Source organism: Agromyces mariniharenae, assembly GCF_008122505.1.
GTDB classification, from domain to species: Bacteria; Actinomycetota; Actinomycetes; order Actinomycetales; family Microbacteriaceae; genus Agromyces; species Agromyces mariniharenae.
Genome location: NZ_VSSB01000001.1, coordinates 791,509 through 817,949, shown reverse-complemented (window position 1 = coordinate 817,949; position 26,441 = coordinate 791,509). Strand labels below are relative to the sequence as shown.

Annotated in this window: 28 protein-coding genes; 17 read left to right on the top strand and 11 right to left on the bottom strand. The window is 72.7% G+C overall.

Features of this window, described 5'->3' with window-relative positions; genetic code table 11:
• Nucleotides 1–77 precede the first annotated feature (77 nt).
• From FYC51_RS03690 to FYC51_RS03675, 4 genes are all read right to left on the bottom strand, one after another.
• The gene (locus FYC51_RS03690) at nucleotides 78–764 is read right to left on the bottom strand and encodes a response regulator (RefSeq protein WP_148732313.1); all 687 of its coding nucleotides are present in this window, start codon (nucleotides 762–764) and stop codon (nucleotides 78–80) included.
• The gene (locus FYC51_RS03685; RefSeq protein ID WP_148732312.1) at nucleotides 761–1,909 is read right to left on the bottom strand and encodes a sensor histidine kinase; all 1,149 of its coding nucleotides are present in this window, start codon (nucleotides 1,907–1,909) and stop codon (nucleotides 761–763) included. Before FYC51_RS03685 ends, FYC51_RS03690 begins: the two co-directional genes overlap by 4 nt.
• Before the next feature lie 4 nt (nucleotides 1,910–1,913).
• Nucleotides 1,914–2,630 carry a DUF2306 domain-containing protein gene (locus FYC51_RS03680; protein WP_148732311.1) on the bottom strand — a complete coding sequence of 239 codons (717 nt, stop codon included), beginning with the start codon at nucleotides 2,628–2,630 and terminating at the stop codon, nucleotides 1,914–1,916.
• Between the two features lie 122 nt (nucleotides 2,631–2,752).
• Nucleotides 2,753–3,151: a hypothetical protein gene (locus FYC51_RS03675; RefSeq protein ID WP_148732310.1), complete on the bottom strand. Its 399-nt coding sequence runs from the start codon at nucleotides 3,149–3,151 to the stop codon at nucleotides 2,753–2,755.
• A 188-nt stretch (nucleotides 3,152–3,339) separates the two neighbouring features.
• Here FYC51_RS03675 and FYC51_RS03670 point away from each other — a divergent pair, with 188 nt between their 5' ends.
• The 7 genes from FYC51_RS03670 to FYC51_RS03635 all read left to right on the top strand — a co-directional run bounded on the left by FYC51_RS03670 (nucleotide 3,340) and on the right by FYC51_RS03635 (nucleotide 11,868).
• Nucleotides 3,340–4,365 (top strand): LacI family DNA-binding transcriptional regulator, encoded by a 1,026-nt coding sequence (locus tag FYC51_RS03670; RefSeq protein ID WP_148732309.1) that lies wholly within the window; start codon nucleotides 3,340–3,342, stop codon nucleotides 4,363–4,365.
• 43 nt (nucleotides 4,366–4,408) lie between these two features.
• A complete protein-coding gene (locus tag FYC51_RS03665) occupies nucleotides 4,409–8,299 on the top strand; it encodes a LamG-like jellyroll fold domain-containing protein (protein ID WP_148732308.1) in 3,891 nt (1,296 codons plus the stop codon).
• A 111-nt stretch (nucleotides 8,300–8,410) separates the two neighbouring features.
• The gene (locus tag FYC51_RS03660) at nucleotides 8,411–9,346 is read left to right on the top strand and encodes an RNA polymerase subunit sigma-70 (protein WP_148732307.1); all 936 of its coding nucleotides are present in this window, start codon (nucleotides 8,411–8,413) and stop codon (nucleotides 9,344–9,346) included.
• Between the two features lie 186 nt (nucleotides 9,347–9,532).
• Nucleotides 9,533–9,982, top strand: a complete 450-nt coding sequence (locus tag FYC51_RS03655) for a dihydrofolate reductase family protein (protein ID WP_238476196.1) — start codon at nucleotides 9,533–9,535, stop codon at nucleotides 9,980–9,982.
• Between the two features lie 132 nt (nucleotides 9,983–10,114).
• A complete protein-coding gene (locus FYC51_RS03645) occupies nucleotides 10,115–10,546 on the top strand; it encodes a hypothetical protein (protein ID WP_148732305.1) in 432 nt (143 codons plus the stop codon).
• 25 nt (nucleotides 10,547–10,571) lie between these two features.
• Nucleotides 10,572–11,354, top strand: a complete 783-nt coding sequence (locus FYC51_RS03640) for an MBL fold metallo-hydrolase (RefSeq protein ID WP_222863196.1) — start codon at nucleotides 10,572–10,574, stop codon at nucleotides 11,352–11,354.
• Between the two features lie 40 nt (nucleotides 11,355–11,394).
• Entirely contained in the window at nucleotides 11,395–11,868 is a 474-nt protein-coding gene (locus FYC51_RS03635; RefSeq protein WP_238476195.1) for a GNAT family N-acetyltransferase, read from the top strand.
• A gap of 72 nt (nucleotides 11,869–11,940) precedes the next feature.
• Here FYC51_RS03635 and FYC51_RS03630 read toward each other — a convergent pair whose 3' ends face one another.
• Nucleotides 11,941–13,368, bottom strand: a complete 1,428-nt coding sequence (locus tag FYC51_RS03630; RefSeq protein ID WP_148732304.1) for an MFS transporter — start codon at nucleotides 13,366–13,368, stop codon at nucleotides 11,941–11,943.
• A gap of 118 nt (nucleotides 13,369–13,486) precedes the next feature.
• Here FYC51_RS03630 and FYC51_RS03625 point away from each other — a divergent pair, with 118 nt between their 5' ends.
• Both FYC51_RS03625 and FYC51_RS19105 read left to right on the top strand, forming a co-directional pair.
• Entirely contained in the window at nucleotides 13,487–14,056 is a 570-nt protein-coding gene (locus tag FYC51_RS03625; RefSeq protein WP_148732303.1) for a TetR/AcrR family transcriptional regulator, read from the top strand.
• Between the two features lie 219 nt (nucleotides 14,057–14,275).
• Nucleotides 14,276–14,440, top strand: a complete 165-nt coding sequence (locus tag FYC51_RS19105) for a hypothetical protein (RefSeq protein WP_187432473.1) — start codon at nucleotides 14,276–14,278, stop codon at nucleotides 14,438–14,440.
• Between the two features lie 19 nt (nucleotides 14,441–14,459).
• Here FYC51_RS19105 and FYC51_RS03615 read toward each other — a convergent pair whose 3' ends face one another.
• From FYC51_RS03615 to FYC51_RS03600, 4 genes are all read right to left on the bottom strand, one after another.
• Nucleotides 14,460–15,233: a VOC family protein gene (locus FYC51_RS03615; protein WP_148732301.1), complete on the bottom strand. Its 774-nt coding sequence runs from the start codon at nucleotides 15,231–15,233 to the stop codon at nucleotides 14,460–14,462.
• A 63-nt stretch (nucleotides 15,234–15,296) separates the two neighbouring features.
• Entirely contained in the window at nucleotides 15,297–15,758 is a 462-nt protein-coding gene (locus FYC51_RS03610; RefSeq protein WP_148732300.1) for a hypothetical protein, read from the bottom strand.
• A 53-nt stretch (nucleotides 15,759–15,811) separates the two neighbouring features.
• Nucleotides 15,812–16,288, bottom strand: coding sequence for an SRPBCC family protein (locus FYC51_RS03605; RefSeq protein ID WP_148732299.1), 477 nt, complete (start codon nucleotides 16,286–16,288; stop codon nucleotides 15,812–15,814).
• Nucleotides 16,289–16,401: 113 nt separating this feature from the next.
• Nucleotides 16,402–17,340, bottom strand: a complete 939-nt coding sequence (locus tag FYC51_RS03600; protein WP_148732298.1) for an NAD(P)/FAD-dependent oxidoreductase — start codon at nucleotides 17,338–17,340, stop codon at nucleotides 16,402–16,404.
• A gap of 81 nt (nucleotides 17,341–17,421) precedes the next feature.
• Between FYC51_RS03600 and FYC51_RS03595 the strand changes: the two genes are divergently transcribed.
• From FYC51_RS03595 to FYC51_RS03570, 6 genes are all read left to right on the top strand, one after another.
• Nucleotides 17,422–18,048 (top strand): helix-turn-helix domain-containing protein, encoded by a 627-nt coding sequence (locus FYC51_RS03595; protein ID WP_148732297.1) that lies wholly within the window; start codon nucleotides 17,422–17,424, stop codon nucleotides 18,046–18,048.
• A gap of 110 nt (nucleotides 18,049–18,158) precedes the next feature.
• Nucleotides 18,159–19,088, top strand: a complete 930-nt coding sequence (locus FYC51_RS03590) for an oxygenase MpaB family protein (protein ID WP_148732296.1) — start codon at nucleotides 18,159–18,161, stop codon at nucleotides 19,086–19,088.
• 136 nt (nucleotides 19,089–19,224) lie between these two features.
• Nucleotides 19,225–20,211: an agmatinase gene (gene speB, locus FYC51_RS03585; protein ID WP_148732295.1), complete on the top strand. Its 987-nt coding sequence runs from the start codon at nucleotides 19,225–19,227 to the stop codon at nucleotides 20,209–20,211.
• Nucleotides 20,198–20,596 carry a YybH family protein gene (locus tag FYC51_RS03580; RefSeq protein ID WP_148732294.1) on the top strand — a complete coding sequence of 133 codons (399 nt, stop codon included), beginning with the start codon at nucleotides 20,198–20,200 and terminating at the stop codon, nucleotides 20,594–20,596. The genes speB and FYC51_RS03580 overlap by 14 nt, the downstream gene beginning before the upstream one ends.
• Before the next feature lie 45 nt (nucleotides 20,597–20,641).
• Nucleotides 20,642–22,045 carry a purine-cytosine permease family protein gene (locus FYC51_RS03575; protein WP_148732293.1) on the top strand — a complete coding sequence of 468 codons (1,404 nt, stop codon included), beginning with the start codon at nucleotides 20,642–20,644 and terminating at the stop codon, nucleotides 22,043–22,045.
• Between the two features lie 8 nt (nucleotides 22,046–22,053).
• Nucleotides 22,054–22,689, top strand: coding sequence for a cyclase family protein (locus FYC51_RS03570; protein ID WP_148732292.1), 636 nt, complete (start codon nucleotides 22,054–22,056; stop codon nucleotides 22,687–22,689).
• 30 nt (nucleotides 22,690–22,719) lie between these two features.
• Here the strand turns inward: FYC51_RS03570 and FYC51_RS03565 are convergent, their stop codons facing one another.
• Together FYC51_RS03565 and FYC51_RS03560 are read right to left on the bottom strand one after the other, a co-directional pair.
• Nucleotides 22,720–23,643, bottom strand: a complete 924-nt coding sequence (locus FYC51_RS03565; protein ID WP_148732291.1) for a prenyltransferase/squalene oxidase repeat-containing protein — start codon at nucleotides 23,641–23,643, stop codon at nucleotides 22,720–22,722.
• Between the two features lie 46 nt (nucleotides 23,644–23,689).
• Complete coding sequence (locus tag FYC51_RS03560; RefSeq protein WP_148732290.1) at nucleotides 23,690–24,148, bottom strand: winged helix-turn-helix transcriptional regulator; 459 nt, start codon at nucleotides 24,146–24,148, stop codon at nucleotides 23,690–23,692.
• Nucleotides 24,149–24,235: 87 nt separating this feature from the next.
• Here FYC51_RS03560 and FYC51_RS03555 point away from each other — a divergent pair, with 87 nt between their 5' ends.
• Nucleotides 24,236–25,423 carry an MFS transporter gene (locus tag FYC51_RS03555; protein ID WP_148732289.1) on the top strand — a complete coding sequence of 396 codons (1,188 nt, stop codon included), beginning with the start codon at nucleotides 24,236–24,238 and terminating at the stop codon, nucleotides 25,421–25,423.
• A gap of 150 nt (nucleotides 25,424–25,573) precedes the next feature.
• Nucleotides 25,574–26,368 (top strand): bestrophin-like domain, encoded by a 795-nt coding sequence (locus tag FYC51_RS03550; protein ID WP_187432472.1) that lies wholly within the window; start codon nucleotides 25,574–25,576, stop codon nucleotides 26,366–26,368.
• Nucleotides 26,369–26,441 lie beyond the last annotated feature (73 nt).

Here is a 26,441-nt window from a genome sequence, read left to right as displayed (position 1 = left end):
CCGAGGCGCGCCGAGGCGCGGCTGACGCGCGGCCGACGCGCGCCCGACGCGCGCCCGACGAACGCCGGCCGAGGCCGCTACCGCCGCCGCTCGTGCGCCCAGATCGCGAGCTCGACGCGGTTGCGGGCGCCGATCTTGGCCATGATGCTCGCGATGTGCGTCTTCACCGTGCTGAGCGAGACGTGCAGCTCCTGCCCGATCTCGGTGTTGCCGAGGCCGCGGGCGACCCCGGCGAGCACGTCCTCCTCGCGATCGGTGAGCGGCGACGACGGGCGGGCCGGCCGGTTGTCGCGAGTCGAGCCGCCGGCACCGGCCGCGCCGCCAGGGCCGCGGCCGGCCCCGGCGAACGCCGCGATGAGCCGCACGGTGACGTTCGGGTCGATGAGCGCGTCGCCGCGCGCGGCCGCGTGCACGGCCTCGGCGAGCAGCGTCGGCCCGGCGTTCTTCAGCAGGAACCCCCGGGCGCCCGAGCGCAGCGCCTCGTAGACGTACTCGTCGAGGTCGAACGTCGTGATCACGACGACCGGGAGCGGGTCGGCGACGTCGGGCCCGGCGAGCTCGCGGGTCGCCTCGAGGCCGTCCATGACCGGCATCCGGATGTCGAACAGGCACACGTCGGGCCGGATGCCGCGCGCCAGCGCCACGGCCTCGGCGCCGTCGACCGCCTCGCCCACCACCTCGATGTCGGCCTGCGCGTCGAGGATGAGCCGCAACCCCGTGCGGACGAGCTCCTGGTCGTCGGCGATGAGCACGCGCACGGTCATGTCGCCCATCCTGCCCGCGGCAGCACCGCGGTGACCGCCCACCCGCCGCCCGGCGCCGGGCCGGCCTCGCACGTGCCGCCGAGCAGGTCGGCCCGCTCGGCCATGCCGGTGAGTCCGTAGCCGGGTGCAGCGGATGCCGCGGGCTCCCCGTCGTCGCGCACGTCGAGTCGCACGCCGGAGCCGTCGACCCGCACGTGCACGTCGACGCGCGTCGCGTTCCTGGCGTGCCGGCGCGCGTTCGTCACGGCCTCCTGCGCGAGGCGGAACACCGCTGCGGACACCGGGGGAGGCAACGCGTCGACGTCGCCGTCGACCTGGACGTCGACCGTGGGCCCGGGGGTGGAGCCCGAGCCCGCGGCATCCGATCGCGCGAGCCGCCGCAGGTCGTCGAAGCCGGGCGTCGGTGCGCGGTCCGCGGCATCCGTGCGCCGGAGCACGCGCACCATGGATCGCAGCTCGTCGAGCGTGCGCGACGCCTCGCCCTCGATGACGCGCAGCACGTCGACGGCCGCGGCCGGATCGCCCTGCGCGACCACGGTTCCCGCCTGCGCCTGGATCGCGATCGCCGAGACGTGGTGCGCGACCGTGTCGTGGAGGTCGCGGGCGAGCTGCTCGCGTTCGAGGAGCCGCATCCGGTCGAGCTCCCGGGCCCGCGCGCCGGCGCGCCAGCGGAACGCGACGCCGAGCGTTCCCGTCGTGACGACCACGGCCAGGCCGCCGATGACGTCGGCAGCGGTCGGCGCGGAGGAGACGAGCGAGAGCAGACTGCCGCCGAGCACGAGCGCCCCGCCGCCGAGCATCGCGCGGCCAGAGCCCCACCGGAACACGGCGTAGACGAGGAGCAGGAAGTACGCCGTCGTGAACAGCTGCGGGTCGCCGCCCGTCGCGACGCTGACGATCGTGCCGACGCCGAACGCGACGGCGAGCATCGTGAACGGGCGGGTGCGCCGCCACAGGAGCGTCGGCACGAGCGCGATGAGCAGGATCGCCCAGAGCCAGCGCCACGGGACATCCGTGCGCAGCAGCGCCTCGAGCAGGGCGAGCAGCGGGATCGCGGCGACGAGCACCCAGTCCCGCCAGACCCGGCGCGGCGGGGGCGGGGACGCCGGCGGCGCGTCCCACAGCGCCCGGGCGGGGCTCGTCATGCCCTCATGATAGGTGGGCACCGGCCACCGCCGACGGCGCGGGCCGCCGCGTGCCCGGCCGCCGCGTGCCGCGCGCTCGACGTCGGATCACGACCTCGGCGACGGCGAGGTTGATGACCCAGCCCGCGCCCATGAGCACCGTGTGCACGAACTGGTCGGGCGCGCCGAAGAACAGCGTCCAGGGCAGGAACGTGAACACCTGGGTGCCGGCGCCGAGCCCGATCGCGTAGGCGCGGGTCATCCACGCGCTGTGCGTCGAGACGTCGCCGCGGCGGATCGCGATGAACGCGACGACGATCGCGGCCGCCATGCCCGTGGCGAACACGAGACGCATCACGTAGAGGCCGGGCCCGTTGATCGCCGGCATGGCGTAGAACAGCGTCATCCAGAGCGCCGACAGCGCCGAGACGAGGCCGGCGGGCGCGGCGATGCGTCCCGAGATGCGATGCCAGCGTCGCCGCCGCAGCGAGGGCGCGAACTGCAGCGCACCCAGGAGGAGGAACACGCTCGAGCCGATGATGTGCGCGATCACGGGCACGGGGGAGGCGAAGAACCGGGCGTTCTCGGGCGTGACGGTGCCGCCGGTCGTGAGGTCGGTGAGGCGGAAGGCGCCCGCGGCGATCGGGACGAGGCTGAGCACGATGAGGCCCGCGGGCGCGAGCCACTCGGGGCGCTTGCGCGTGCGCCGCGTCACGCGGCCTGCGGTGGTGGTGGCGGTCATGCGTCGATGGTCGCGCGGGCGGGGCGGCGGGCGCATCGGCCGTGCGGTCCGACTGCATCGGCCGATCGGCCGAGGCGCCGCGGCATCCGTGCACCGACGTCAGCGGATGCCGCGGCTGCCGCTCAGGCCGGGGCGACCGGGCGTCGCCGACGCGGCAGCGCCAGCACGAGCACGACGCCCACGATCGTGACGAGCGGGCTCGGGACGAGGATCGTCGACACCCACTGCCCGTTGAGCATCAGGTTCGCGAGGAAGAGCAGCGCCGGCGCGGCGACGAGCAGGGCGGTCCACCAGCGGCCGCCGAGCAGGATGCCGCAGGCCCCCGCCGCGAGGTTCACCACGATGACCAGGATGAACAGCGGCGTCGGGTTCGAGAACCTCGTGTCGAAGCCCGCACCGCTCAGCGCCGCGGTCAGGGCGCCGAGCACGATCGCCCCCGCCGAGGCGACGGCGACGAGCACCCAGACGACGATGAGGACGATGCGAAGCGGACTGCGCGATGCGCTCGGCGATGACGTCACGCGGTCAGGATATTCGGTGACGGCACGTCGCCGGTGGAGGCCGATGGTGAGAGAGGCCTTTCGGTCCAGAATGCGGCAGCGATCGGTGGCGAACCGAAAACCACCGAAAAGGGTTGCGGTGCGATTCACGGCTCGCTATGGTCGGACGCGTTCGCTTTCGAACCGGTTCGACAACGGAGGTCGATCGCATGGTCACCATCGGCGACGTCGCGCGCGTCGCGGGCGTCTCGCGGAGCACGGCGTCGTACGCGCTGTCGGGCAAGCGGGCGATCTCGCCCGAGGTGCGGCACAGGGTCGCCGCCGCCGTCGAGCGGCTCGGCTACACTCCGAACGCCGGCGCCAGGGCGCTCGCGACCTCGCAGACGAAGGTGCTCGGCCTGCTCGCGCGCGTGCTCGAAGACGAGTTCGCGCCGGCCATGATGCAGTACATCCTCGGCGTCACCGACGGGGCGCGCGACCTCGGCTACGACACCCTGCTCGTCTCGGAGGAGGACGGCGTGCGGGCCCTGCGCCGGCTCGCCGACTCGCGCATGGTCGACGGCTTCGTGCTGCTGAACGTCGCCGAGCACGACGACCGGCTGCCCGTGCTGCGCGACGCCCGCCAGCCGGGCGCGCTCGTCGGGCTCCCGGCCGACACGGCAGGGGTCGACGTGTTCGACCACGACTTCGCGGCGGTCGGCCGGGTCATGGTCGACCACCTGCATGCGCTGGGGCACCGCGAGCTCATCCTCGTGTCGCAGCCCGAGCACGTCGTCGCCCGCGGCGGCGCCTACGTGTGGCGCCTGGCGGACGCCGCCCGGCAGCAGGCCGAGGAGCGGGGGATCACCCTGCATGCCCGCTTCGCGGCATCCGGCCAGCCGGAGATCGGCCGCGAGCTCGACGCGATCCTCGACGCGCACCCCGGCGCCACCGGGCTGCTCCTCAACAACGAGGCCGCCGCGGCGGCGCTCCCCGGCGTGCTCACCGAACGCGGCCTCCGGTCGCCGCGCGACCTCTCGGTGATCGGCCGCTACTCCGACGACTTCGCCCGCACGTTCTCGCTGCCGTACTCCGCGATCGACAGCGCGGCCGGCGAGCTCGGCCGGCTCGCCGTCGCCCAGCTCGTGGCCCGCATCGAGCATCGCCTCGCCGAGGAGGCGCCGCACGTCGTGCGCCTCATCCCACCCGTCTTCACCGATCGCGGCAGCACCGCCGCACCCCGCCCGGTCTCCTGATCGGGCGGAACCCCACCACCCACGAGACAGAGAGGTACTCGAGATGCGAAACGCCAACACGCGTCGCTCGGCAGCACGGCGCACCGCCGCGTTGTCGACCGCGATCGCGCTCGGCGCGGGCCTCGTCGCGGCGGGCGCCGCGGCACCCGCCGCAGCCGCACCACCCGCGCCCGACCTGCACTACTCCATGGACGACGTGACCGGCACGTCCGTGCCCGACACGTCGGGCCACGGACTCAACGGCACGATCAGCGGCGCCACCGCGGTCGTCGGAGCCGGCGACGGCAGCGCCCTCGACCTGCAGGGCGGCTACGTCACGATCCCGCGCGACGCGATCGCCGGCGCCCAGGACCTCACCGTCTCGACGCGGGTGCGCTGGGACGGCGACGGCGGGCCGTGGCAGTGGATCTACGCGCTCGGTACGAACACGGAGCGGTACCTCTTCTCGACGCCGTCCAACGGCGACGGAAACCTGCGCACGGCCATCACCCGCACCTGGGCCGGCGGCGAGGCGCAGATCACTGGCACGGGCCCGCTGCACACCGGGGAGTGGGCGACCCTCACGGTGACGCTCGACACCGCGGCCGACCGCATCACGACGTACCTCAACGGCGTCGCGCTCGCTTCCAAGGCGACGGATGTCACGGCGAGCGACCTGCTCACGGCGACCGCCACCTCGGCGGGGTTCATCGGCCGCTCGTTCTACCCCGACCCGCCCTTCAACGGCGCCGTCGACGAGTTCAGCATCTACCGCTCTGCGCTCAACGCCGACCAGGTGGCCGACCTCGTCGGCAGCGAGCTGCCGACCGTCATCGAGCTCGCCGACACGGCGTTCGACGTGCGCACCCGCGTGGGCGAGGCGCCGCCGCTCCCCGCGTCGGTGCGGGCGGACTTCTCCGACGGCTACGCTCGCGATGTGCCCGTGGAGTGGGAGCCGATCGCGCCCGAGCAGTACGCGGCATCCGGGACGTTCACCGTCGCCGGCGAGGCGGCCGGCGTGGCCGTGACCGCCGACGTCACCGTGCACCGTGGTGAGGTGCGCGTCGACCTGGGCACCGACACGGGCGACGTGCACGGCGGGGCATCCGGCGTGCTCTACGGCCTGTACGGCGAGGGCATGCCGACCGACAACCTCGTCGAGGGCATGAACGTGCGCAGCGTCGCGACGAAGGCGCAGGACGGCTCGCAGCACCCGGGCTCCGACGCCCTCGAGATCCTGCCGACCCTCTCGGAGACGACCGGCGGCGACGTGTACCTGCGCGTCACCGACTGGTATCGGGGCTTCCCCTACCAGTGGCCCGGCTCGACGCCCGAGGCGAAGCTCGCCGACTACCGCAGGGTGCTCGACGCGCAGCTCGAGATGATCGGGCAGATCCCGGCCGAGCAGCGCGAGCACCTCGTGATCGAGCCGTTCAACGAGCCCGAGGGCAACATGTTCGGCACCGGCCAGTGGAGCCTCGACCGCACATCGTGGCTGAACGACCCGACCGACTACTTCGCCGCGTGGGATGCGACGTACCGGCGCATCAAGGAGGTCTTCCCCGACCTGCGCGTCGCCGGCCCGGGCACGAGCGTGCTCTTCGGCCAGGTGCAGGGATTCCTCGAGCACGCCATCGCCGAGGACACCGTGCCCGACATCATCACGTGGCACGAGCTCTCGCACCCGCAGGCCATCCGCGACTCGGTCGAGCAGTTCCGCGGCTGGGAGGCCGCCGCATTCGACGGCACGTCACGCGAGGGCACCGAGTTGCCGATCAACATCAACGAGTACGCGTTCAACTACCACACCTCCGTGCCCGGCCAGATGATCCAGTGGATCTCGGCGATCGAGGACTCGAAGGTCGACGCGATGATCGCGTTCTGGAACATCAACGGCAACCTGTCGGACTCGGCCGTGCAGGTGAACCGCGGCAACGGCCAGTGGTGGCTCTACAACGCCTACGCGCAGCTCAGCGGCCACACCGTCGAGGTCACGCCGCCGTTCCCCGGCCAGAACTATTCGCTGCAGGGCGTCGCTGCGCTCGACGAGGAGCACGCCACCGCGCGGGCCATCATCGGCGGTGCGACCGGCCCCGCCCCGGTCGACTTCGTCGACGTGCCCGCCGACGTGTTCGGCGATGAGGTGCGCGTCTTCGTGCGCGAGATCCCGTGGACGGGCCAGCTCGGCGACTCCGAGCAGCCCGAGCTGCTCGCCGAGCTCGTGCGGCCCGTGACCGACGGAACGGTGACCGTCGACTTCGACGGGACCGAACTGCCGCAGCTCCTCGAGTCGTCGGCGTACGAGATCATCGTGACCCCGGCTGGCGCGACCGGCTCCGAGGGCTCGGTGTCGCAGGCCTGGCACGCCGGCTACGAGGCCGAGGACGCCGCGTACACCGGTGGCGGCTACAGCCGGAACGGCCCCGAGGGGTCGCCGGCCGACGTGTCGAAGTTCTACACGTCGGGCTCGTTCGACGTGGGCGGCCTCCGCACGGGCTCCGACGGGAAGCTCGACTTCACGGTCGAGGTGCCCGAGGACGGCACGTACGACCTGTCGGTGTTCGCGAACAGCCTGAACACCTACCCGCTCGTGCAGGAGCAGGGCCCGACGAACGTCTTCCTCACGGTCGACGGGGCCGCCGAGCAGGAGGTCTTCCTGACGCTCGGGTACAAGTGGGTGGTCTGGGACCACGCCGACACCACGGTCGACCTGACCGCCGGTACGCACACCATCTCGCTCAGTGCGCGAAGTCTCGACGGAACGCGCGGCACGATCGGCGACGCGATCGTCGACCGCATCACGCTCGCTCGCGATCGCGACGTGGCCGCGGCATCCGTCTACGAGGCCGAGTTGTCGGACTTCGACGGTGAGGCGGCGTACGACGTGTCGGGTGACGGCGTCACCGGATCGGGCGCGGTGGAACTCGGCGACGGCGAGTCGGCGACGTTCTGGGTGTATGGCGCTCGCGACGCCGAGGCGACCGTGACCGTCGACGTCGCCGGCGACGCGGCCGGTTCGCTCGCGGTCAACGGCCGGGACGTGCTGGACCTGTCTTCGGCAACCCGCGCCGCGGTGCACCTCGACGGCGGCATCAACAAGGTCACCGTCACCGGCGACGCCGCGGGCGTGGTGCTCGACAAGCTGCGCATCGGCGGCTCGGCGGAGCGTCTCGGCGCGACCGAGTACCAGGCCGAGGACGCCGAGCTCGCCGGCACCGCGGCGGCCACCGCGCTGACGCTCGCCGAGGGCGGCTCCGCCGTCAGCGGCATCGGCGGCGACCCGGGCAACGAGAACACGCTCACGTTCCGGGTGGATGCCGCGGAGGCGGGCGCGCACGCGGTCGTGGTGCGCTACTCGAACCCCGAGCAGGTGCCCGCGACGCACTACAACCCCAACCCGATGGCGCGGCATGCCGACCTCTCGGTGAACGGCGGCGACGTGCAGCGCGTGCTCTTCGCGCCGACGTTCCACCGGAACAACTTCTGGGAGCGCACGATCGTGCTCGACCTCGAGGCGGGCGAGAACACGATCACGTTCTCGGCCGAGGAGCAGCCGAACTTCGACGGCGTGACCTATGCCGGCGAGAACTGGCCCGGCATCCCGCTGCGCGCGAAGGAGGCGCCGATCATCGACCGCGTCACGGTGTCGCCGTTCAGCGCGCTCCCGCTCGACGTGCCGGTCGAGGCGACCGCCAAGTGCCTGGCCGGCAAGGTGCGCGTCACGGCCACGGCGGTGAACGGCGAGGAGGTGCCGATCGCCCTGGCCTTCGAGACCGAGTACGGCACCAAGACGGCGGTCGACGTCGTGCCGGGCAAGGCGCTGTCGCACACCTTCAACACGAAGGCGACCGAGGCGCCCGCGGGCGAGGTCGTCGTGATCGCGACCGCGACGATCGACGGCGAGGAGGTGAGCCTCACGCAGTCTGCCGCATACGATGCGCGGAACTGCGGCTGACGCGGCCGCGTCCGCTTCGGTCGGCACGTCGGCCCGGTCCTCGTTCGCGGGGGTCGGGCCGTCGGCGCGCCGAGTGTTCGCGTCGAGGCGGGCCACCGGTTCGGTGACAGGATGTCGCGTGTGGAGGCCGATTTCGAGCGGGCCGTCGCGCGCCATCGCCACGAGCTGCTCGTGCACTGCTACCGCATGCTCGGCTCGGTGCACGACGCCGAGGACGCCGTGCAGGAGACGCTGCTGCGCGCCTGGCGCGCCGCCGACCGCTTCGATCCGGCGCGCGCCTCGCTGCGAACCTGGCTCTATCGCATCGCGACCAACGCGTGCCTCACCGCGCTCGAGTCCCGCTCGTCACGCCCGCTCCCGTCGAGCGTCGGTCCGGCCTTCGATGACCCGGATGCCCCGCTGGTCCCGAACCTCGAGGTGACCTGGCTCACGCCCATCCCCGGCGACCCCGAGGCATCCGCCGTCGAACGGAGCCGCCTGCGGCTCGCGCTGGTCGCGGCGCTGCAGCTGCTGCCCGCGCGGCAGCGTGCCGCGCTCATCCTGCGCGAGGCGCTCGACGTGCCGGCCGCCGAGGTGGGGGAGTCGCTCGGCATGTCGACGGCCGCCGTGAACAGCGCGCTGCAGCGGGCGCGGAGGACGCTCGCGTCGGCCGGCGTGGATCCCGAGGCGGCGGCCGAGCCGCCGGCGGAGCAGCGGGCGGTCGTCGACCGCTACGTCGACGCGTTCGAGCGCGCCGACGTGCCGGCGATCACCGCCCTGCTCACCGACGACATCGTGCTCGAGATGCCGCCGAACGAGAACTGGTACGCCGGTCGCGACGACTACGCGGGCTTCATGCGGCGCGTCTACCGACTGCGCGGCACCGACTGGCGCACGGAGCCCATCTGGGCGAACGGCGAGGCGGGGTTCGTGGCGTACGTCGACGGGAGGCTGCACACCGTGCAGGTGCTCACGGTCGAGGGCGGACGCGTCGCTCGCACGACCGTGTTCCAGTCGCCGGAGGCGTTCGCGGCGTTCGGGCTCGACGGCGACGCCGTGATTCGCTGACCGCGATGAGTTCGCGCCTCGCCCCCGGTAGGTACTCGGAGGACCGGCACTCGGCCGGCCCGCGAGTCGAAGGAGCACGACCATGGGCACGGTCATCGTCATCGAGTTCATCACCCTCGACGGGGTCGTCGAGGACCCGACGGGCGCGGCGGAGCCGGCTTCGGCGGCTGGGCGTTCCGCTTCGGCGTGGAGGCGATCGCGGGCGACGCGTTCGGGATCGTGCCGGCGCTCGACCCCGGCGTCCTCCTGTTCGGACGCCGCACGTGGGAGCACCTCTCGCGCCTGTGGCCCGCACGCACCGACCCGTTCTCGACCGCGATGAACCGGGCACGGAAGGTGGTCGTGTCGGCCGGCTCGCCGGACCTCGACGCGTGGGACGGTTCCGAGCGGCTCGACGGCGACCTCGTCGACGGCGTCACCCGCCTCGCGAGCGAGGGCGACGTCGTGATCATCGGGAGCCTCAGCGTGGTGCGAGAGCTGCAGGCTGCGGGGTTGGTCGACGAGTACCGGCTCTTCACGTTCCCGACCGTGGTCGGCGATCCGGCCGCGATGCGGCTCTTCGCGTCCCCCGTGGAGCTCGAACTGGTGTCGATCGAGTCGAGGGGACCCGCGACGTTCAGCGTGCTCGCGGCGTGAAGGGTGCCCAAGTGCCGAAGTGCCGAAGTGCCGAAGTGCCGGAGTGCCCAAGTGCCGAAGTGCCGAAGTGCCGGAGTGCCGAAGTGCCGAAGTTCCGAAGTTCCGAAGTTCCGGAAGTGGCATGATCGGCGGATGACCCACGACGAAGCGCTGGCGATCGACGTCACCGTGGTCGTGGACGTGGCCAACGTGATGGGGTCGCGTCCCGACGGGTGGTGGCGCGATCGCGCCGCGGGAGCCGAGCGCGTCATGGCCGGACTGCCGGGCCTCGTCGGGCGGGTCGTCGACGGGCCCGACGGTGGCGGCATGCGAATCGAGCGCGTGACCGCCGTGATCGAGGGCGCCGCGAAGGCGGCGGCATCCGTGCCCGGGATCGACGTGGTGCGTGCGCCGGAGGACGGCGACCGCGCGATCGTCGACATCGCGACCGAGCTTCGCGAGACTGGGACTGACGGCGGTCACCGGGTGCTCGTCGTGACCGCCGACCGCGGGCTCCGGACGCGCCTCGGCGACGACGTGATCGTCGCCGGCCCGGGCTGGTTGAACACACTGCTCGGCCGGTAGCCCTCGGCCGGGGGAGGAGGTCGTCGTGGCAGGCCGCGAGGGCGACCGGCGTGGACTCCACGTCGATCGGGTGAGCGAGCGCCTGCACTTCGCGCACACCGAGCACGTGAACTGGATCGTGTACGCGGGACCCGACGGCATCACCCTGGTCGACTCGGGGTATGCGGGCCAGCGCGACCTGCTCATCGCCTCGCTCGACGAGGTCGGGTGCCGCCCCGAGGACGTCACCGCGGTGCTCATCACCCACGGGCATGCCGACCACCTCGGCGGCGCCGCGTGGCTCGCCGCGGACTTCGGCACGCCGGTGCACGCGCACCCCGCGGAGGTGCCGAACGTGCGCCGCGACATCGTCGAGCAGGCCGGTCCGGGCAACGTGCTCCCGAACGTGTGGCGACCCGCGGTCGCCGCCTGGTCCGCGGCGATCATGCCGCTGCTGCGCGGCGGCGCCAGGCTCGGCGTGCCGGGGGTGACGCCGCTGCCGCTCGAGGGGGAGCATGTCGCGGTGCCCGGGCGACCGCGAGCCCTATCCGTCACCGGCCATACGAGCGGACACACCGCGTACGACTTCGAGGCCGAGGACGTGCTCGTCGCCGGCGACGCGCTCGTGACCCGCCATCGCACCTCGCCGATCTCCGGTCCGCAGCTGCTGCCGTCGATCTTCCACCACGACCGCGATGAGGCGCGGCGCTCGCTCGACGTGCTCCGCGCCTCCTCGGCACGCGTCCTGCTGCCGGGTCACGGCGAGGCGTGGTTCGGCCCGGTCGACGCCGCCGTCGACGCGGCGCGCGCGAACGGTGCGGCCTGGTGACGGGTCGGGGCGGGCTTCGTGCATCGGCGAGAATGGGGCGGTGACGACCACCACCGACATCCGACCCGGCGACCTCGCCGACGAGCGGGTCATCCGCCTGCTCACCGACCACCTCGACGACATGTTCGCGACCTCGCCGGCCGAGAGCGTGCACGCCCTCGACGTCTCGGGGCTGGCGGTGCCCGAGGTCACCTTCTGGACCATCGGCGACGCCGACGGACTGCACGGCTGCGTCGCCCTCAAGGAGCTCGGCCCCGAGCACGGCGAGCTGAAGTCGATGCGCACGGATGCCGCGGCACGCGGCCGCGGGCTCGGTGCGCGCCTGCTCGAGCACGTGCTCGCCGAGTCCGCCCGGCGCGGCTACCGCCGCGTGAGCCTCGAGACCGGATCGCAGGAGTTCTTCCGACCGGCCCGCACGCTCTACGCGAAGTACGGGTTCGAGGTGTGCGGTCCGTTCGGCGACTACGTGCTCGACCCGAACAGCGTGTTCATGACCCTCGAGCTCGGGCGCTGACACGACGAACACCCGGTCCCGCGGTGTCGCGCGGGCCGGGCGTTCGAGTCGTCGGGGCATCCGATCGGCGGCTCAGGCCGCTTCGGCGAGCTCCTCGAGCGGGGACTCGATGACCGGGATCGCCCGGGCCTCGGGCCGGACCGGACGGCTGCGGCCGAAGAACGGCACCAGGCCGCCGACCAGCGCGAGCACAGCGCCGATCACGAACGCGGCGACGTAGCCCGACTCGGCGGGCAGGCCCGCGGCACCGAGCGTCGCGCCGATCGCGGCGGCGAACACGGTCGTGCCGATCGCGCCGCCGATCGTGCGGATGTTCGCGTTCATGCCGGTCGCGATGCCGACCTGGTCGGCCGGCACGCTGCGGACGATGAGGTTCGGCGTCGACGAGGTGACGAGCCCCGTGCCGAGGCCGAGCACCGCGGCGGCTGCGGCGAGCGTCCAGACGTTGTCGTGCAGGAACGCGATGCCGAGCGACGCGAGCGCCGAGAGGAACGCGCCGAGCGTGAGCTGCGCCGCGAACGGAAGCACGCGGCTCAGGGGACCGGCGACGAATCCGACCGAGGCCATCGTCACGAGCATCGGCAGCATGATGAGGCCGGCCGTGCTCGCGTCCACGCCGAGGCCGTAGCCGCTCGAGGTCGGCGTCTCGGCGAGGCGGGGCAGGTACGCCCAGACGCCGAACATGGCCGCGCCCGTGAGGAGGGCGGTGGCGTTCGTCGTCCAGACCGCGGGCAGGCGCATGATCTTCATGTCGACGAGCGGGTTGCGCGAGCGGAGCTCGACCGCGACCCACGCGGCGGCGAGGATCGCCGCGACCACGAAGAGCGACAGCACGATGGGCGAGCCCCAGCCCCACTGGTTGCCCGAGCTGAGCGGCAGGAGCAGCGCGACGAGCCAGCCCGAGAGGAGCACGGCCGCGAGCACGTTGATACGCCCGGTCGCCCGGGTGGTCGAGCGCGCGAGGCCGAACCAGCCGAGGACGAGGCCCGTCGCGGCGAGCACGAGCGGCAGGGCGAAGAGCCCGCGCCATCCGATCACGGCCGAGACCGGACCGGCGATGACGGTGCCGAGGCCGCTGCCGACGGCCATGATCGCCGAGAGGCCCCCGATCGCACCGGCGAGGCGTGCGGGCGGGAAGGCGTCGCGCACGAGCCCGAAGCCGAGCGGGAACACTGCGGCGCCGAGGCCCTGCAGCACGCGGGCGAACAGCATGACGGTGAGGTTCGGCGCGAACGCGGAGAGCAGGGAGCCGACCGCCACCGCGCCGAGCGCGAGGAGGTACATGCGGCGGCGGCCGACGAGGTCGCCGGCGCGGCCGAGCAGCGGCGTGGCGACCGCCGCGGAGATGAGCCAGGCGGTGAGCATCCACGTCTGGCCGACCGCGTCGGCGCCGAGGTCGGCGCCGATCGTCGAGAGCACGGGGATGATGAGCGATTGCAGGCTTGCGACCGCGGTGAAGCTCGTGGCCACCGCGAGGAAGGTGATGCGAGATGCAGACAAGCGAAACGCCTTTCGATCAGGCGGAAGGGGATATACTGGAGGGAGACTCCGATCGGAGGTTGCCTCCGCTTAGTACTTTAGCGGAGGGAGCCTCCACTTTGCAAGCGAGGTGTTCCCGTTGACCGATCCGGCGCTCCGCGCGCTGCTCGACGAGCGTCGTCCGACGCGTGCCGACGCACGGCGCAACTTCGACGCGCTCATCGAGGCGGGTCGCGCGGCCTTCGCCGAGCACGGGGTGGATGCCTCGCTCGAGGACATCGCCCGCCGGGCCGGCGTCGGCATCGGCACGCTCTACCGCAACTTCCCCACGCGCGACGCGCTCGTGGAGGCCGTGTACCTCGACGAGGTCGCGGGTGTCGCGTCCTTCGCCGAGGAGCTCGACGACGCCGCGCCCTTCGACGCGCTCGCGGCGTGGCTGCGCCGCTTCGCCGACTACGCGAGCCGCAAGAAGGTGCTGCTCGAGGGGCTGAACCGCGACTCCGAGCTGCTGCAGACCTGTCGCGGCATCATGTACGAGTCGGGGGAGCCGCTCCTGCACCGCGCGCAGGAGGCCGGCGAGGTGCGCACCGACGTCCGGATCGACGACGCCGTGCGGCTGGTCGCGGGCGTGGCCGGCGTCGCGTTCCCCGACGCCGAGCAGCGCGAGCGCGTGGTCGACCTCGCGCTCGACGGGCTGCGCACGCGGTAGGCACAGCGCGCGGCGCGTGCACCCCGCGCGTGCCGGAATCCCGCCGAGGCGCTGGAATCCCGTTCGTGAGGGATTCCAGCGCACGCCGGGGATTCCAGCGCACGCCGGGGATTCCAGCGCACGCCGGGGATTCCGGCGAGTCTCAGGCGGTGGCAGGATGTGTGCCGTGCGGAGCCGCGCCGGCGAACGGCGCCGCCATCCGCGCGGAGGGAGGTCGTGATGGACGACCTGCGGGGAACGGCGACCGAGCGACTCGCACAGCTGCGTGCCGGCGAACCGGGCGACGCGGCGTGGCTGCACCGGCAGCTCGTCGCGGCGCTCGAGGGCTGGGAGGCCTCCGAGGACCAGGTGCAGGAGTACCGCGAGGCGCGCGAGGACTACTGAAGTCGGGCCGCGCGCGACATCACGAGGCCGCGCGCGACATCACGAGGAAGAAGGCGCCCGTCGGGTCGAGCAGCCCGGCGCTGCGGCCCGACGCCACGTCGGACGGCGGGTCCACGACCGTGCCGCCCGCCTCGACGGCACGAGCGACCGTGTCGTCGACGTCGTCGACGCCGAACACCACGCGCCACGCCGGCGCCTCGTCGGCGCCGAGCGTCGACGCCGCGTCGACGATGCCGGCGAAGTCGCGTCCGCGACGCTCGAACACGGCATAGCGGGGCTCGTCCTCGCCGAGGGCGAGGCTCCAGTCGAACGCGTGCGCGTAGAACTGCGTCGCCGCGTCGAAGTCGCCCGCCGCGAGCTCGAACCACACGGCACTGCCCGGTTCTCCGAACACGTCGAACCCCTCGACGATGCCGGGCTGCCAGTAGCCGACCACCGCGCCGGTGCCGTCGATCGCCATGCCGATCACGCCGCGCGTCGGCACGACCATGGGCTCGAAGAGCACCGTGCCGCCCGCCTCCGCGATGAGCTCGTCGGTCGTCGCGGCGTTGAACGTGAGCAGGAACACGGTCCAGTGCGGCGCCGACACGTCGTCGTCCATGCGCATGCCGATCCCGCCGATCCGCTTGCCCCCGAGGCGGAACACGCGGTAGCCGCCGAAGCGCTCGTCGACGACGTCCTCGGCCTCCCAGCCGAACAGCGTCTCGTAGAAGGCGGATGCCGCGTCGACATCCGTCGTGCTCAGGTCCACCCAGGCCGGGGCGCCCGGCACGAGGTCGTCGGGTCCGGGCATTCGGGCTCCCCCCTGGTCGCGGTCGTCCGATCGGCGACCGTCCGTCCGCGCATGCTAGCAGCGTCAGGGTCGTTCGTCGTCGGTCTCGACGTCGGGCTCGACCTCGTCCGCCTCCGCGTCGGCCGCCGGCCCGTACACGGCGTCGTTGGACTGCCCCACCGCGAAGAGGACGCCGATGATGGCGGCCGCCGGGCTGGCCAGCAGCATGATCGCGAAGAGGTTCCTGACGGGGTCGTCGATGCCGGTGAGCAGGGTGAGCAGGCCGGGGGACCCGGACAGCAGTGCGGTCCACCAGCGGCCCCCGATCACGAGCGCCCCGACCCCGCCGAGCAGGCTCGTGAAGGTCAGGGCGGGGACCACGGCATCCTCCACGGGCGGCGCGCCGGGGCCGCCGAACGCGCCGAAGGCGGCGGCGAACTGGGCCAGGATCAGCACGGGGCCCACGAAGACCGTGACGAGGCCCCAGATCCAGATGAGCGCGACGACGTGGGGGCGTCGGCGCCCGGTGGGCGGCGTGTCGATCACGGCGCCAGCGTAGTGGCATCCGCCGCAGCGGAGCGTGAGGCGATCGATCGAGATCAGGACGCAGCAGGAACGCGGAGTCGTTCGAGGATCCCCTGGCGACCCCACTCCATGACCTGGTCGTGGTTCCGGGTCAGCGTGCCGCGCGCGAGCGGGCTGAGCGCCCGCAGGAGCCGATTCGTCGTGCGCACCTGCCAGAGGTACACCGCTCGCGTGCCCCCGTCGGTCGACTCGGTGGTCCATCGGCCGAACCCCTCGAGGTCGCCCGTCGACCTGGCTTCGATGAGCCGCAGCGGCTCGACCCGCACGACCTCGACCCGGTAGCGCAGCCGATAGGGCAGCCGGCCGTGGGTGACGAGGTCGCGCACGTTGCCGACACCGTTCGCGTCGCCTTCTCGCACGACGTCCACGCGCTCGAACCCGCGCCACCACGTCGGCCAGGCGTCGATGTCGAGCAGTTCGTCCCAGACGCGCCCGACGGGCGCAGGCAGCTCCCACACCGTCGTGAACTCGAAGTCGGATGCCGTCGCCATGCTGCGCCTCCATGCCTGTCGACTCGACCAGCGAGGGACCCCGCGGTCGAGCGCGACGATGAGACAACGAGGTCAGGGTACCGAGCGGTTCACTCGATCGGCGGTTCGCGTCCTCATGCCGCCGCGATCGCCGCGCGCACCTCGTCCTCGACCAGGTCGGCATTGATCCCCGCGCCGGCGAGGCTGCCCGCGGCCATCGCGTAGGGCACCGACGACCGGCCGTCGGTGACGTTGCCGGCCGCCCACAGCCCGGACACGCTGGTGCGTCCCATCGGGTCGACCGTGACCCACGATCCGCCCATCGGGTGGTCGGCCGTCTCGGCGCCGAGCGCGAGGAGGATCCCGTCGTTGGGGCGCGGCGTCGGCCCGACGAAGATCGCGTCGGCCGCGGCATCCGTGCCGTCATCGAGCCGGATGCCGCGGAGCCGGCCCTCCTCGTCGGCGATCACCTCCGCGACGGCGCGATCCTCGACCCGGATGCCACGGGCCTCCAGGCCCGCTCGCGCCTCGGGCGGCAGCTCGACGCCGTGCCCGTAGAACGTCACGTCGCCCGACAGCTGGCGCATGAGCTGCGCCTGGTGCACGTTCGCGGCGCTCGACGCGATGACGACGATGCGCCCGTCGCGCTGCTCCCACCCGTCGCAGTACGGGCAGATGAACGCGCCGCGGCCCCATTGCTCGGCCAGCCCGGGGATCCCGGGCAGCTCGTCGCGCAGCCCCGATGCGACGAGCAGCCGCCGTGCGAGGTGCCGCCCCTCGTCGTCGAGCTCGACCTCGAACCCGTCATCGGCGACGGATGCCGCGGCCACCTCGCCCGGGCGCACGACGACGCCCTCGTAGCGCCGGAGCTCGGCGCGCCCGGCGGCGAGCAGGTCGAGCGGGGAGGTGTGGTCGCGCCCGAGCACGCCGTGCATGTGCCCCGCGAAGCGGTTGCGCGGCCGGCCCTCGTCGACGACGAGCACGCTCCGGCGCGAACGGCCGAGCATGAGCGCGGCGCTGAGGCCCGCGCTCCCGCCGCCGACGATGATGACGTCCCATGAGTGCTGCTGCATGGTTCCGATCGTCGTCGCGGTTTGATCGAATGGCAAGATCGATTGCCATAATGGCAAGCGAACCCTGCGAACGGATGCCGCATGCCCCACGATCCCGATCACCCATCGCCCGACGCCGACCGTCGGCCCGACGACGACCTCGACGCCGTGCTCGACGCGGTCGCGCCGCGCCTGCGCGCCCTCCGCACGCGCCGCGGCCTCACGCTCGCCGAGCTGTCCGAGCAGACGGGCATCTCGGTCTCGACGCTCTCAAGACTGGAGTCGGGCGGTCGCCGTCCGACGCTCGACCTGCTCATCCGCATCGCCGGCGTCTACCGCGCGAGCCTCGACGACCTCGTCGGCGCGCCGCAGATCGCCGATCCGCGCGTCGCGCCGCGGCCGTTCTACCGCGGCGGCCGGGCGATCATCCCGCTGACCCGCAGCAACCCCGACGTGCACGCGTTCAAGATGGTGCTGCCGGGGCATCCGCCCGACGTGCCGGTCGAGCGGCGCGTGCACGAGGGCTACGACTGGATCTACGTGCTCAGCGGTCGCGTCCGCCTCGCGCTCGGCGACGAGGAGATCGTGCTCGAGCCCGGCGAGGCCGCCGAGTTCGACACCCGCACGCCGCACGGCACCGCGAGCGCGTCGCTCGAGCCGGCCGAGATCATCAACCTGCTCAGCGCGCAGGGCGAGCGGGTGCACCTGCGCGAGCCGGGCGGCGACTGAGCGCTCGCGGCGCGGCGGCTCGCCGATGACACACCATCGGATGCCGCGGCGCGGCGGATTTCGCAGCCACTGCGCAGCGACATCCGCTCGGTCAGGGGTTAACGTCGAATATGGCGGAGCGAGAGCTGCGGAGCGCGGGCGGCGCACGCTGGCGGCTGCGCTCGCGCTCGCCGCGTTCGCACCAGGAGCTGCCTCCGTGGACGACGGCGCTCGTCGAGGGCGACGACGCCGGGTACTTCGGACCGGGGAGCGCCGTCTGGGCCGTGAACGGTGCCCTCCCGACGCTCGTCGCGGGCATCCGGGCGCTGCTGCTGCAGACGCTGCATCCGGGTGCGATGGCGGGCGTGCACGACTGGTCGCGCTACCACGAGGACCCGCTCGGGCGCCTCGACGGGACGATCCGGTGGATCGCCACGACGACCTTCGGCGACCGCAGGGCGGCGGCGGCGGCATCCGCTCGCGTTTCCCGGCTGCACGAGCGCATCACCGGCACCTACGTCGACGCCGCCGGAACCGAGCGCGCCTACGCGGCGAGCGACCAGGTGCTGCTGCGCTGGGTGCACGACGCGTTCACCGAGGCGTTCCTCGGCGCGCATGCGGTCTGGGGTGCGCCGATCCCCGGCGGGCCCGACGCGTACGTGCGGGAGTGGGCGGAGGCCGGGCGTCTGATGGGCGTGGTCGATCCGCCGACGTCGGTCGCCCGACTCGACGCCGAGCTCGACGGGTTCCTGCGCGAGGCGAAGGTCGACGAACGGGTCGCCCAGGCCGTGCGGTTCATCCGCAAGCCCGGACTCCCCGGCCTCACCGGTCGCGCCTACCCGATCCTGTTCGGCGGCGCCGTGGCGTCGCTCTCGCCGCGCTACCGCGAGCTGCTCGGCCTGCGGCGGCCGTGGTGGCCAGCGATCACGATGACCCGCATCCTCCTCGTGTCGGCCGCCCGAGTGCTCGGTCCGGTCTCGCCGAGCGAGCGGAACGCGCGGGCCCGGATCGCGCGGCTGGCGAGCGAGACCGCGCACGAGTCCGACACGCAGGCGGCCTGAGCGCCCGCCCTCGCGAGGCCGTCGTCGGGCGGATGCCGCGCAGCCGTGACGACCGCGCCGAATTCCGTTGACACGGCGCATCCGTGGGCATAGCCTGACCCCAAGGTTTACCGGTGATTACCGAAGGTTTTCAAATATGCAACAAACGCAGGGTCCTGCCGAGGGGCCGATCGGCCCGGTCGATGCGAGCGTCGTGCCCCGGTTCGCGGGCATCGCGACGTTCGCGCGGCTGCCCCGGATCGGCGAGGTCGAGCACGCCGACATCGCCGTCGTCGGCGTGCCGTTCGACAGCGGGGTGAGCTACCGCCCGGGGGCGAGGTTCGGCCCCTCGCACGTGCGCGAGGCGTCCCGTCTCCTGCGTCCGTTCAACCCGGCGCAGCAGATCTCGCCGTTCGCCGTGCAGCAGGTCGTGGACGCGGGCGACATCGCGGTGAATCCGTTCCGCATCGAGGAGGCCGTCGAGCAGGTCGAGGCCGGGGCACGGGCGCTCGCCGAGTGGGCCGATCGGCTCGTCGTGATCGGCGGCGACCACACCATCGCGCTGCCGTTGCTCCGCGCCGTGGCCGACCGGCACGGGCCCGTCGCCGTGCTGCACTTCGACGCCCACCTCGACACCTGGGACACGTACTTCGGCGCCCCCATCACGCACGGCACGCCGTTCCGCCGCGCGTCGGAGGAGGGGCTCATCGACCTCACCGCGAGCATGCACGTGGGCACGCGCGGTCCGCTCTACGGCGTCGAGGACCTCACCGACGACGCCCGCCTGGGCTTCGCCATCGTGACGAGCGAGGAGATCGAGGAGCACGGGGTCGCCGCCGCGATCGAGCGCATCCGGGCACGCATCGGCGACGCCCCGCTCTACATCTCCATCGACATCGACGTGCTCGACCCCGCGCACGCGCCGGGAACCGGCACGCCCGAGGCCGGCGGCATGACGAGTCGGGAGCTCCTGCGCATCATCCGCGCGCTCGCCGACCGGCGCATCGTCGGCGCCGACGTCGTCGAGGTCGCTCCGGCCTACGACCACGCCCAGCTCACGGGCATCGCGGCATCCCACGTCGCCTACGAGCTCATCAGCGCGATGGCGCCCCGCCAGGAGGAGGAGTCCGATGACCGACCGTGAACCCGACGAGCAGGAGGTGCTCGCGGCCGCCGACGCGATCGTCGACGCCTTCGCCGCGACCGACGGCGAGCGCTACTTCGCCACGTTCGCCCCTGAGGCCTCCTTCGTGTTCCACACCGAGTCCGACCGGCTCGACGACCGCGCGACCTACGAACGCCTCTGGGCCGAGTGGATCGAGAGCGGCTGGCGCGTCACGTCGTGCACCTCGTCGAACCGGCACGTGCAGACGTTCCCCGGCGGCGCGGTGTTCGCCCACGATGTCGACACGGCCGTCGAGACCGGTGACGGTCCCGACGCCTATCGCGAGCGGGAGACCATCGTCTTCCGCGCCGACGGCGACCGCCTCGTCGCCGTGCACGAGCACCTCTCCCCGTTCCCCGGCTGACGCGCCACGCGGCATCCGACCGCCACACCCCACCCAGGAGGAGCAATGTCGCTCTACTCACGCCTCGACCGCCGCCTCGAACAGCAGGCCGACAATGCCGGGCCCGTGCGCGGCACGCTGTCGCTGCTGCGCATCGGCATGATCTGGCTCGCCGCGAACCTCGTCGTCACGACGCTGCTCACCGGCACGCTGTTCGTGCCGGGGGTCGACTTCGGCACCGCGTTCACCATGATCGTGTTCGGCACGCTCGCGGGCGCGATCGTGCTCGCCGCGGTCGGCAACATCGGCACGCGCACCGGGCTGCCCACGATGGCGCTCACGCGCGGGTCGTTCGGCACGCGCGGCAGCTACCTGCCCGTCGTCGCCAACGTCGTGATCCTCATGGGCTGGAGCTGGGTGCAGGCAATGCTCGCCGGCGTCACGGTGGACTACCTGGTGCAGAGCCTCACCGGCTTCTCGAGCCCCATCCTGTTCTCGGTGCTCGCGCAGACGCTCGTCGTGATCCTCGCGATCTTCGGCCACGAGGGCATCGCCCGCGTCGAGCCGTGGCTCGCGGTGCTCATGCTCGTCATCATCGCGTGGATCTTCATCGTCGCGTTCACCACGTTCACGCCCGCCGAGTTCCAGGCCATCCCGGTCGACGAGGCGATCGGCTACACGCCCGTGATCGTGCTCGACATCGTGATCGCCACCGCGATCTCATGGACCGTGCTGTCGGCCGACTTCAACCGCCTCGCGAAGAGCAGCCGCGCCGGCATCCTCGGATCGGGCATCGGCTACACGCTCTCGACGGTCATCTCCATGACGCTCGGCCTCACCGCGTTCGCCTACGTGATCCTCGCCGGCGGCGACGCGGTGCCGTTCGACCCCGCCACGATCGTGGCCGAGTTCGGCGCCCCGCTCGCCATCGTGATCTTCCTGTCGGTCATGGCGACGAACACGATGGTCGTCTACGGCATGGTGACGTCGGTCGTGCACGCCCGCGTCGGCGGCCGACTGAAGTTCCTGCCCACGGCGCTCGTGCTCGGGGCGATCTCGATCCTCGGCGCGACCTGGCTGGGGCTGCTCACGCAGTTCACGAACTTCCTCGTGCTCATCAGCTCGCTGTTCGTGCCGGTGTTCGCGATCATGATCGTCGACTACTACCTCGTGAAGCGATCGGCGTACACCGCCGACATCCTGCGGGCGAGGGGCGGACGCTACTGGTACGCGGCCGGCATCAACTGGATCGCGGTGGCCGTCTGGGTCATCGGCGCGCTGACCTCGTACCTGCTCACCTACGTCTGGCCGTCGCCCATCGGCGCGACCATCCCGGCGTTCGTGCTGAGCTTCGCGCTCTACCTCCTCGCGATGCTGCGCGAGCGGTCGCGGCATCCGCGCGAGCCGATCGTGCACCTCAGCGAGGCCGATGCCGCGACCGCGACCGACGCACGCGCCGAGGTGGGCTGAGGTCGGGCGTGCGCGAGCTGAGCCACCGCATCACGAGCGGGATGCAGGTGTACCCGGGCGACCCCGGCGTCGAGATCGGGGTCGCGCTCGAGCTGGCGCGCGACGGCGTGGACGTGGCGCAGCTGCACCTCGGCTCGCACACGGGCACGCACCTCGACGCGCCGTCGCACACCGTGTCCGGCGGGCGCACGACCGGGGGCATCGGGCTCGACGAGCTCGTGGGGGAGGCGCTCGTCGTGCATCTCGAGGGCCTGGCGCCTCGGCAGCGGTACGGTGTCGCCGAGCTCGCGACCGCGCTCGGCGGCGAGGTGCCCGAGCAGCTGCCGCCGATCGTCGTGGTCGACACCGGGTGGGCGTCGCGGTTCGGCACGGATGCTGCGCTCGAGCATCCGGCGATCGACCCCGATGCCGCGACCGAGCTGCTGCGGCGCGGCATGCGCCTCCTCGCGGTCGACACGCTGAGCCCCGACCCGACGGGCGGCGACGGATTCCCGGTGCACGACGTCGTGCTCGGGGGTGACGCGCTCATCGTCGAGAACCTCACCGGGCTCGAAGGCCTGCCCGAGCGCGTGCGCATCGGGTTCTTCCCGCTGCCGATCGACGCCGACGGCGCACCGGTGCGGGCGGTGGCGTTCACCGACTGAGCCGTGCGCCCGGCCGCTGCCGGTCCGCTCCTACCGGCCCGCCCAGCGCAGCACGCGCAGGGCGCGCAACGTGTTCCACCGGCTCGGCTCGCCCTCGGGATCGTCGAGCGGGAAGAACACCTCGCCTCGCCGGGGCTTCGCGGCCGGCCATCGGCCGTCGTCGAGGCGCTGGTCGAGCACGAGCCCGACCGCGTCATCGACGCGCGGGTCGGGGTCGGCACCGGCCTCGCGGAAGTAGTCGAGCGCACGCAGCACGTCGTAGTGCCAGTACGGCGGGAACGCGAAGTCGAGGTAGCGATCGAGCACGAGCTCGCCGGTCGACCGACGCCGGTACAGGCCCCGCTCGAGCAGGTACTCCTCGCCGCGCCGCCGGGAGTCGGTGAGCTCGGCCGGAGCGTCGGGCACGGCGCGCTCGTAGGCGAGGAACCCCTCGATGACGCACAGGGTCGAGTCGAACGACGACCGCGTCGACTCCTCGGGCGGATCGCAGTTCCATCCGCCGTCGAGGAGCTGCTGCTCGAGCAGCATCCCGATGATGCGGTCGCTGCCCTCGCCGAGCTCGCCGAAGTAGGCGCCGTGGGCCAGCACGCCGCCGTTGACGCACTCCTCGACCTCGCCGTGGAAGTACGGGCGGTGCTCCCACCAGCGCCAGGTCACGCCGTCGCGCACCCGGTCGATCGCGGCCCGGACCTGCGGCGCAGCGGGATCGACGCCGATCCGGCGCAGGTCCTGCAGGATCCAGTGCGTGCCGCGGCGGTCGCCGTCTTCGCCGTACTCGTGATCGCCCCAGTGGCCGTCGTCGGCCTGCAGGGCGAGGAGCCGTGCGCCCACGCCCTCGGTCGCGATGCGGGATCGCTCGGCGGCGACCGCATCGGGCGGCGCGTCGAGCAGGTCGCGCATGACCTGCCAGCGGATGGCGGGATCGGATTCGAGCAGCCACTCGGTGACGTCCATCCGACCATGGTTCCGGATGCCGCCGACACCCGATGCGGGTCGCCGGTCAGTCGGGGCGGCGTGCCCCGGGCCCCGGGATCGACACGACCTCGTCGGGTGCGTGCTCCACGCCGTCCTCGTCGAGGAACGCCAGGCGCACCGGCCGACCGCCGGCCGTGTAGATCGAGGCGGGGCCGTGCCCGCTGGGGCGGTACTCGTCGCCCCACTCGATGATCGACGCGAGCACGGGCTTCAGCGCTCGGCCCGCGTCGGTGAGCACGTACTCTTCGCGCTCGCGCTCGCCCGCCTCGCGGTACGGCCGGCGCTCGAGGATGCCGGCGTCGACGAGCCGCGCCAGCCGGTCGGTCAGCACGTCGGGCGCGACGCCGAGCCGCGAGCGGATGTCGGCGAATCGCGTGCGGCCGCGGAACGCCTCGCGCACGATGAGCAGCGACCACTTCTGCCCGATGACCTCGAGGCTCCGGGCGATCGAGCAGCGCTCGTCGGAACGGTCGATGGGTGCCATGCGACCATTCTCGCACACTGGGTTGGAATTCCGGACTCAGCCTGCTAGCTTGGTGATTCCAACTCAGGAACATGCGGAAGGCGCAGGATGACCCTCAGCACCCGTGGAAGCTTCTGGACCGCGGCATCCGTGGCCGGCCTGGCACTGTGGGCGAGCGGCGCGCCGACCGTCGTGTATCCGCTCTACGCGGCCGAATGGCAGGTCGAGCCGACCGTCACGACGGCGATCTTCGCGATCTACCCGATCGTGCTCGTGCCGGTTCTCATCGTGTTCGGCAACCTCTCCGACGTGATCGGCCGGCGGGCCGTCATCCTGCTCGGACTCGCGGCGCTCGGGCTCGGCTCGATCGCATTCGGGATCGCACCCGACCTCACCTGGGCGTTCATCGGTCGCGCGCTCATGGGCGTCGGCGTCGGCCTCTCGCTGAGCCCCGCCACGGCGGCCATGGTCGAGTTCGGCGGCCGTGACGGCGCCCGGCGCGCGAGCTCCGCGACGACGGCGGCCACGGCGACCGGACTCGCCCTCGCCACGGTCGTGGGCGGCGCCCTCGTGCAGTACGCGCCCTGGCCGCTGCACCTCAGCTTCTGGGTGCTCACCGCCGTGACCGCGGTCGTCGCCGTCTTCGCCGTCGGGCTCCCGCGCCACACGCGCGACGAGGCCGCCGGCCCGTGGCGTCCCCGGCTGCCACGGATGCCGCGGAGCGAGCGCCCGTCGTTCGTCGCGGGCACGCTCGGCATCTCGGCCGCCTACGCGATGGGCGCGATCTTCCTCGCCCTCGGCGCGCAGATCGCACGCGACCTGGTGCGCAGCGACGACGTGTTCGTCGACGGCGCGATCATCGCGCTCTCGGCGGTCGTCATCGGCATCGTCGCGGTGCTGACGCGCGGGCTCCGCCCGCGGCTCGCCGTCACGCTCGGTCCGCTGCTCGCCACCGCCGGGCTCGGACTGCTGATCGTGGCGGGGCTCGCGCACTCCCTGCCCGCGTTCCTCGCGTCATCCGTCGTGGCGGGGGCCGGCTACGCCCTGATGTTCTCGGGCGGCCTCGGCCTCGTCACCACGAGCGCGCCCGTGCACGAGCGGGCCGCGATCATCTCGGCGGCATACGTCGTCGGGTACCTCCTGCAGGCGCTCGCCGCGCTCGGCCTCGGCGCCATCGCGACGGCGTCGGGCCTGCAGGCCGCCCTCGACCTGGGCGCCCCGCTCATCCTGCTGCTCGGCGTCTCGGCCCTCGTCGTCGCGAACCTGCCGCGGCGGCGCGAGGCGGTCACGGCGTAACCGTTCGAATGTCGACCGGGCGCGCTTCGAGGCCTGACGGAGGCCGCGTCGGCGGCAATCGGGTCTGGCGCATCGCGCCGTGGCATCCGTAGGCTGAGCCACGTCGGTCGGGCGCAGTCGACGCGCCCGCTGTCGGGGCAGGGGGAAGCCGTGGTGCAGTGGTTCTACGAGACACCCATCTGGATCACGCTGCCGCTGTTCGTCGGCGGATTCGTGGTCGTCTCGTGCTTGATCGTGCTCGCGCTCCGGCCGCTCGTGCACAAGCTCGTGACCGACCACAAGGAGTGGGACCGCGCGCTCGCGCACGTGATCGGCACGTTCGGCGTCTTCTTCGGCATCCTGCTCGCCCTCGTCGCGCTCTCGGTGTACGAGAACTTCGCCTACGCACGCGACACGGCGGTCGAGGAGGCCGGGCGCGTCGGCACGTTGTACCGCGCGACGAGCCTCCTCGACGCGCCCGACGGCGTGCCGCTGCGCACCGAGCTCGACCGGTACATGCATGCGGTCATCGAGCAGGACTGGCCGGAGCAGCGGCGGGGTGTGCTCCCCGAGGCGAGCGACGAGCAGGTCGACGAGTTCGAGGAGCTGCTCGCCCGGGTCGAGGCCCAACCGGGCCACGAACAGGCCGCGCTCCAGCAGGTGCTCACCACGTTCGACACGTTCATCGAGTCGCGTCGCGCTCGCATCGACGCCACGGCCCTCGAGCTGCCGTTCCTGCTCTGGCTCGTGATCTGGGTGGGTGCTGCGGTCAACGTCGTGCTGCTCGCGTTCCTCGACGTCCGCAACCCGCGCCTGCACCTGCTCATGGTGGGCCTGCTCTCGTTGTTCATCGGCCTCGTCATCTTCGTGACGGCCGACATGGACCGACCGTACGCCGGCTCCATTGCGGTGGGACCCGAGGCGTTCGAGCGCGTGCTCGAGCAGGTGGTCGAGGGGAGCGGCTGACTCGCGGGGGAGGACTCCGCCTGCTCATCGGGACGGTCGCGACGTTCCCACGGCGTCGGCCGGCGCCAGCATC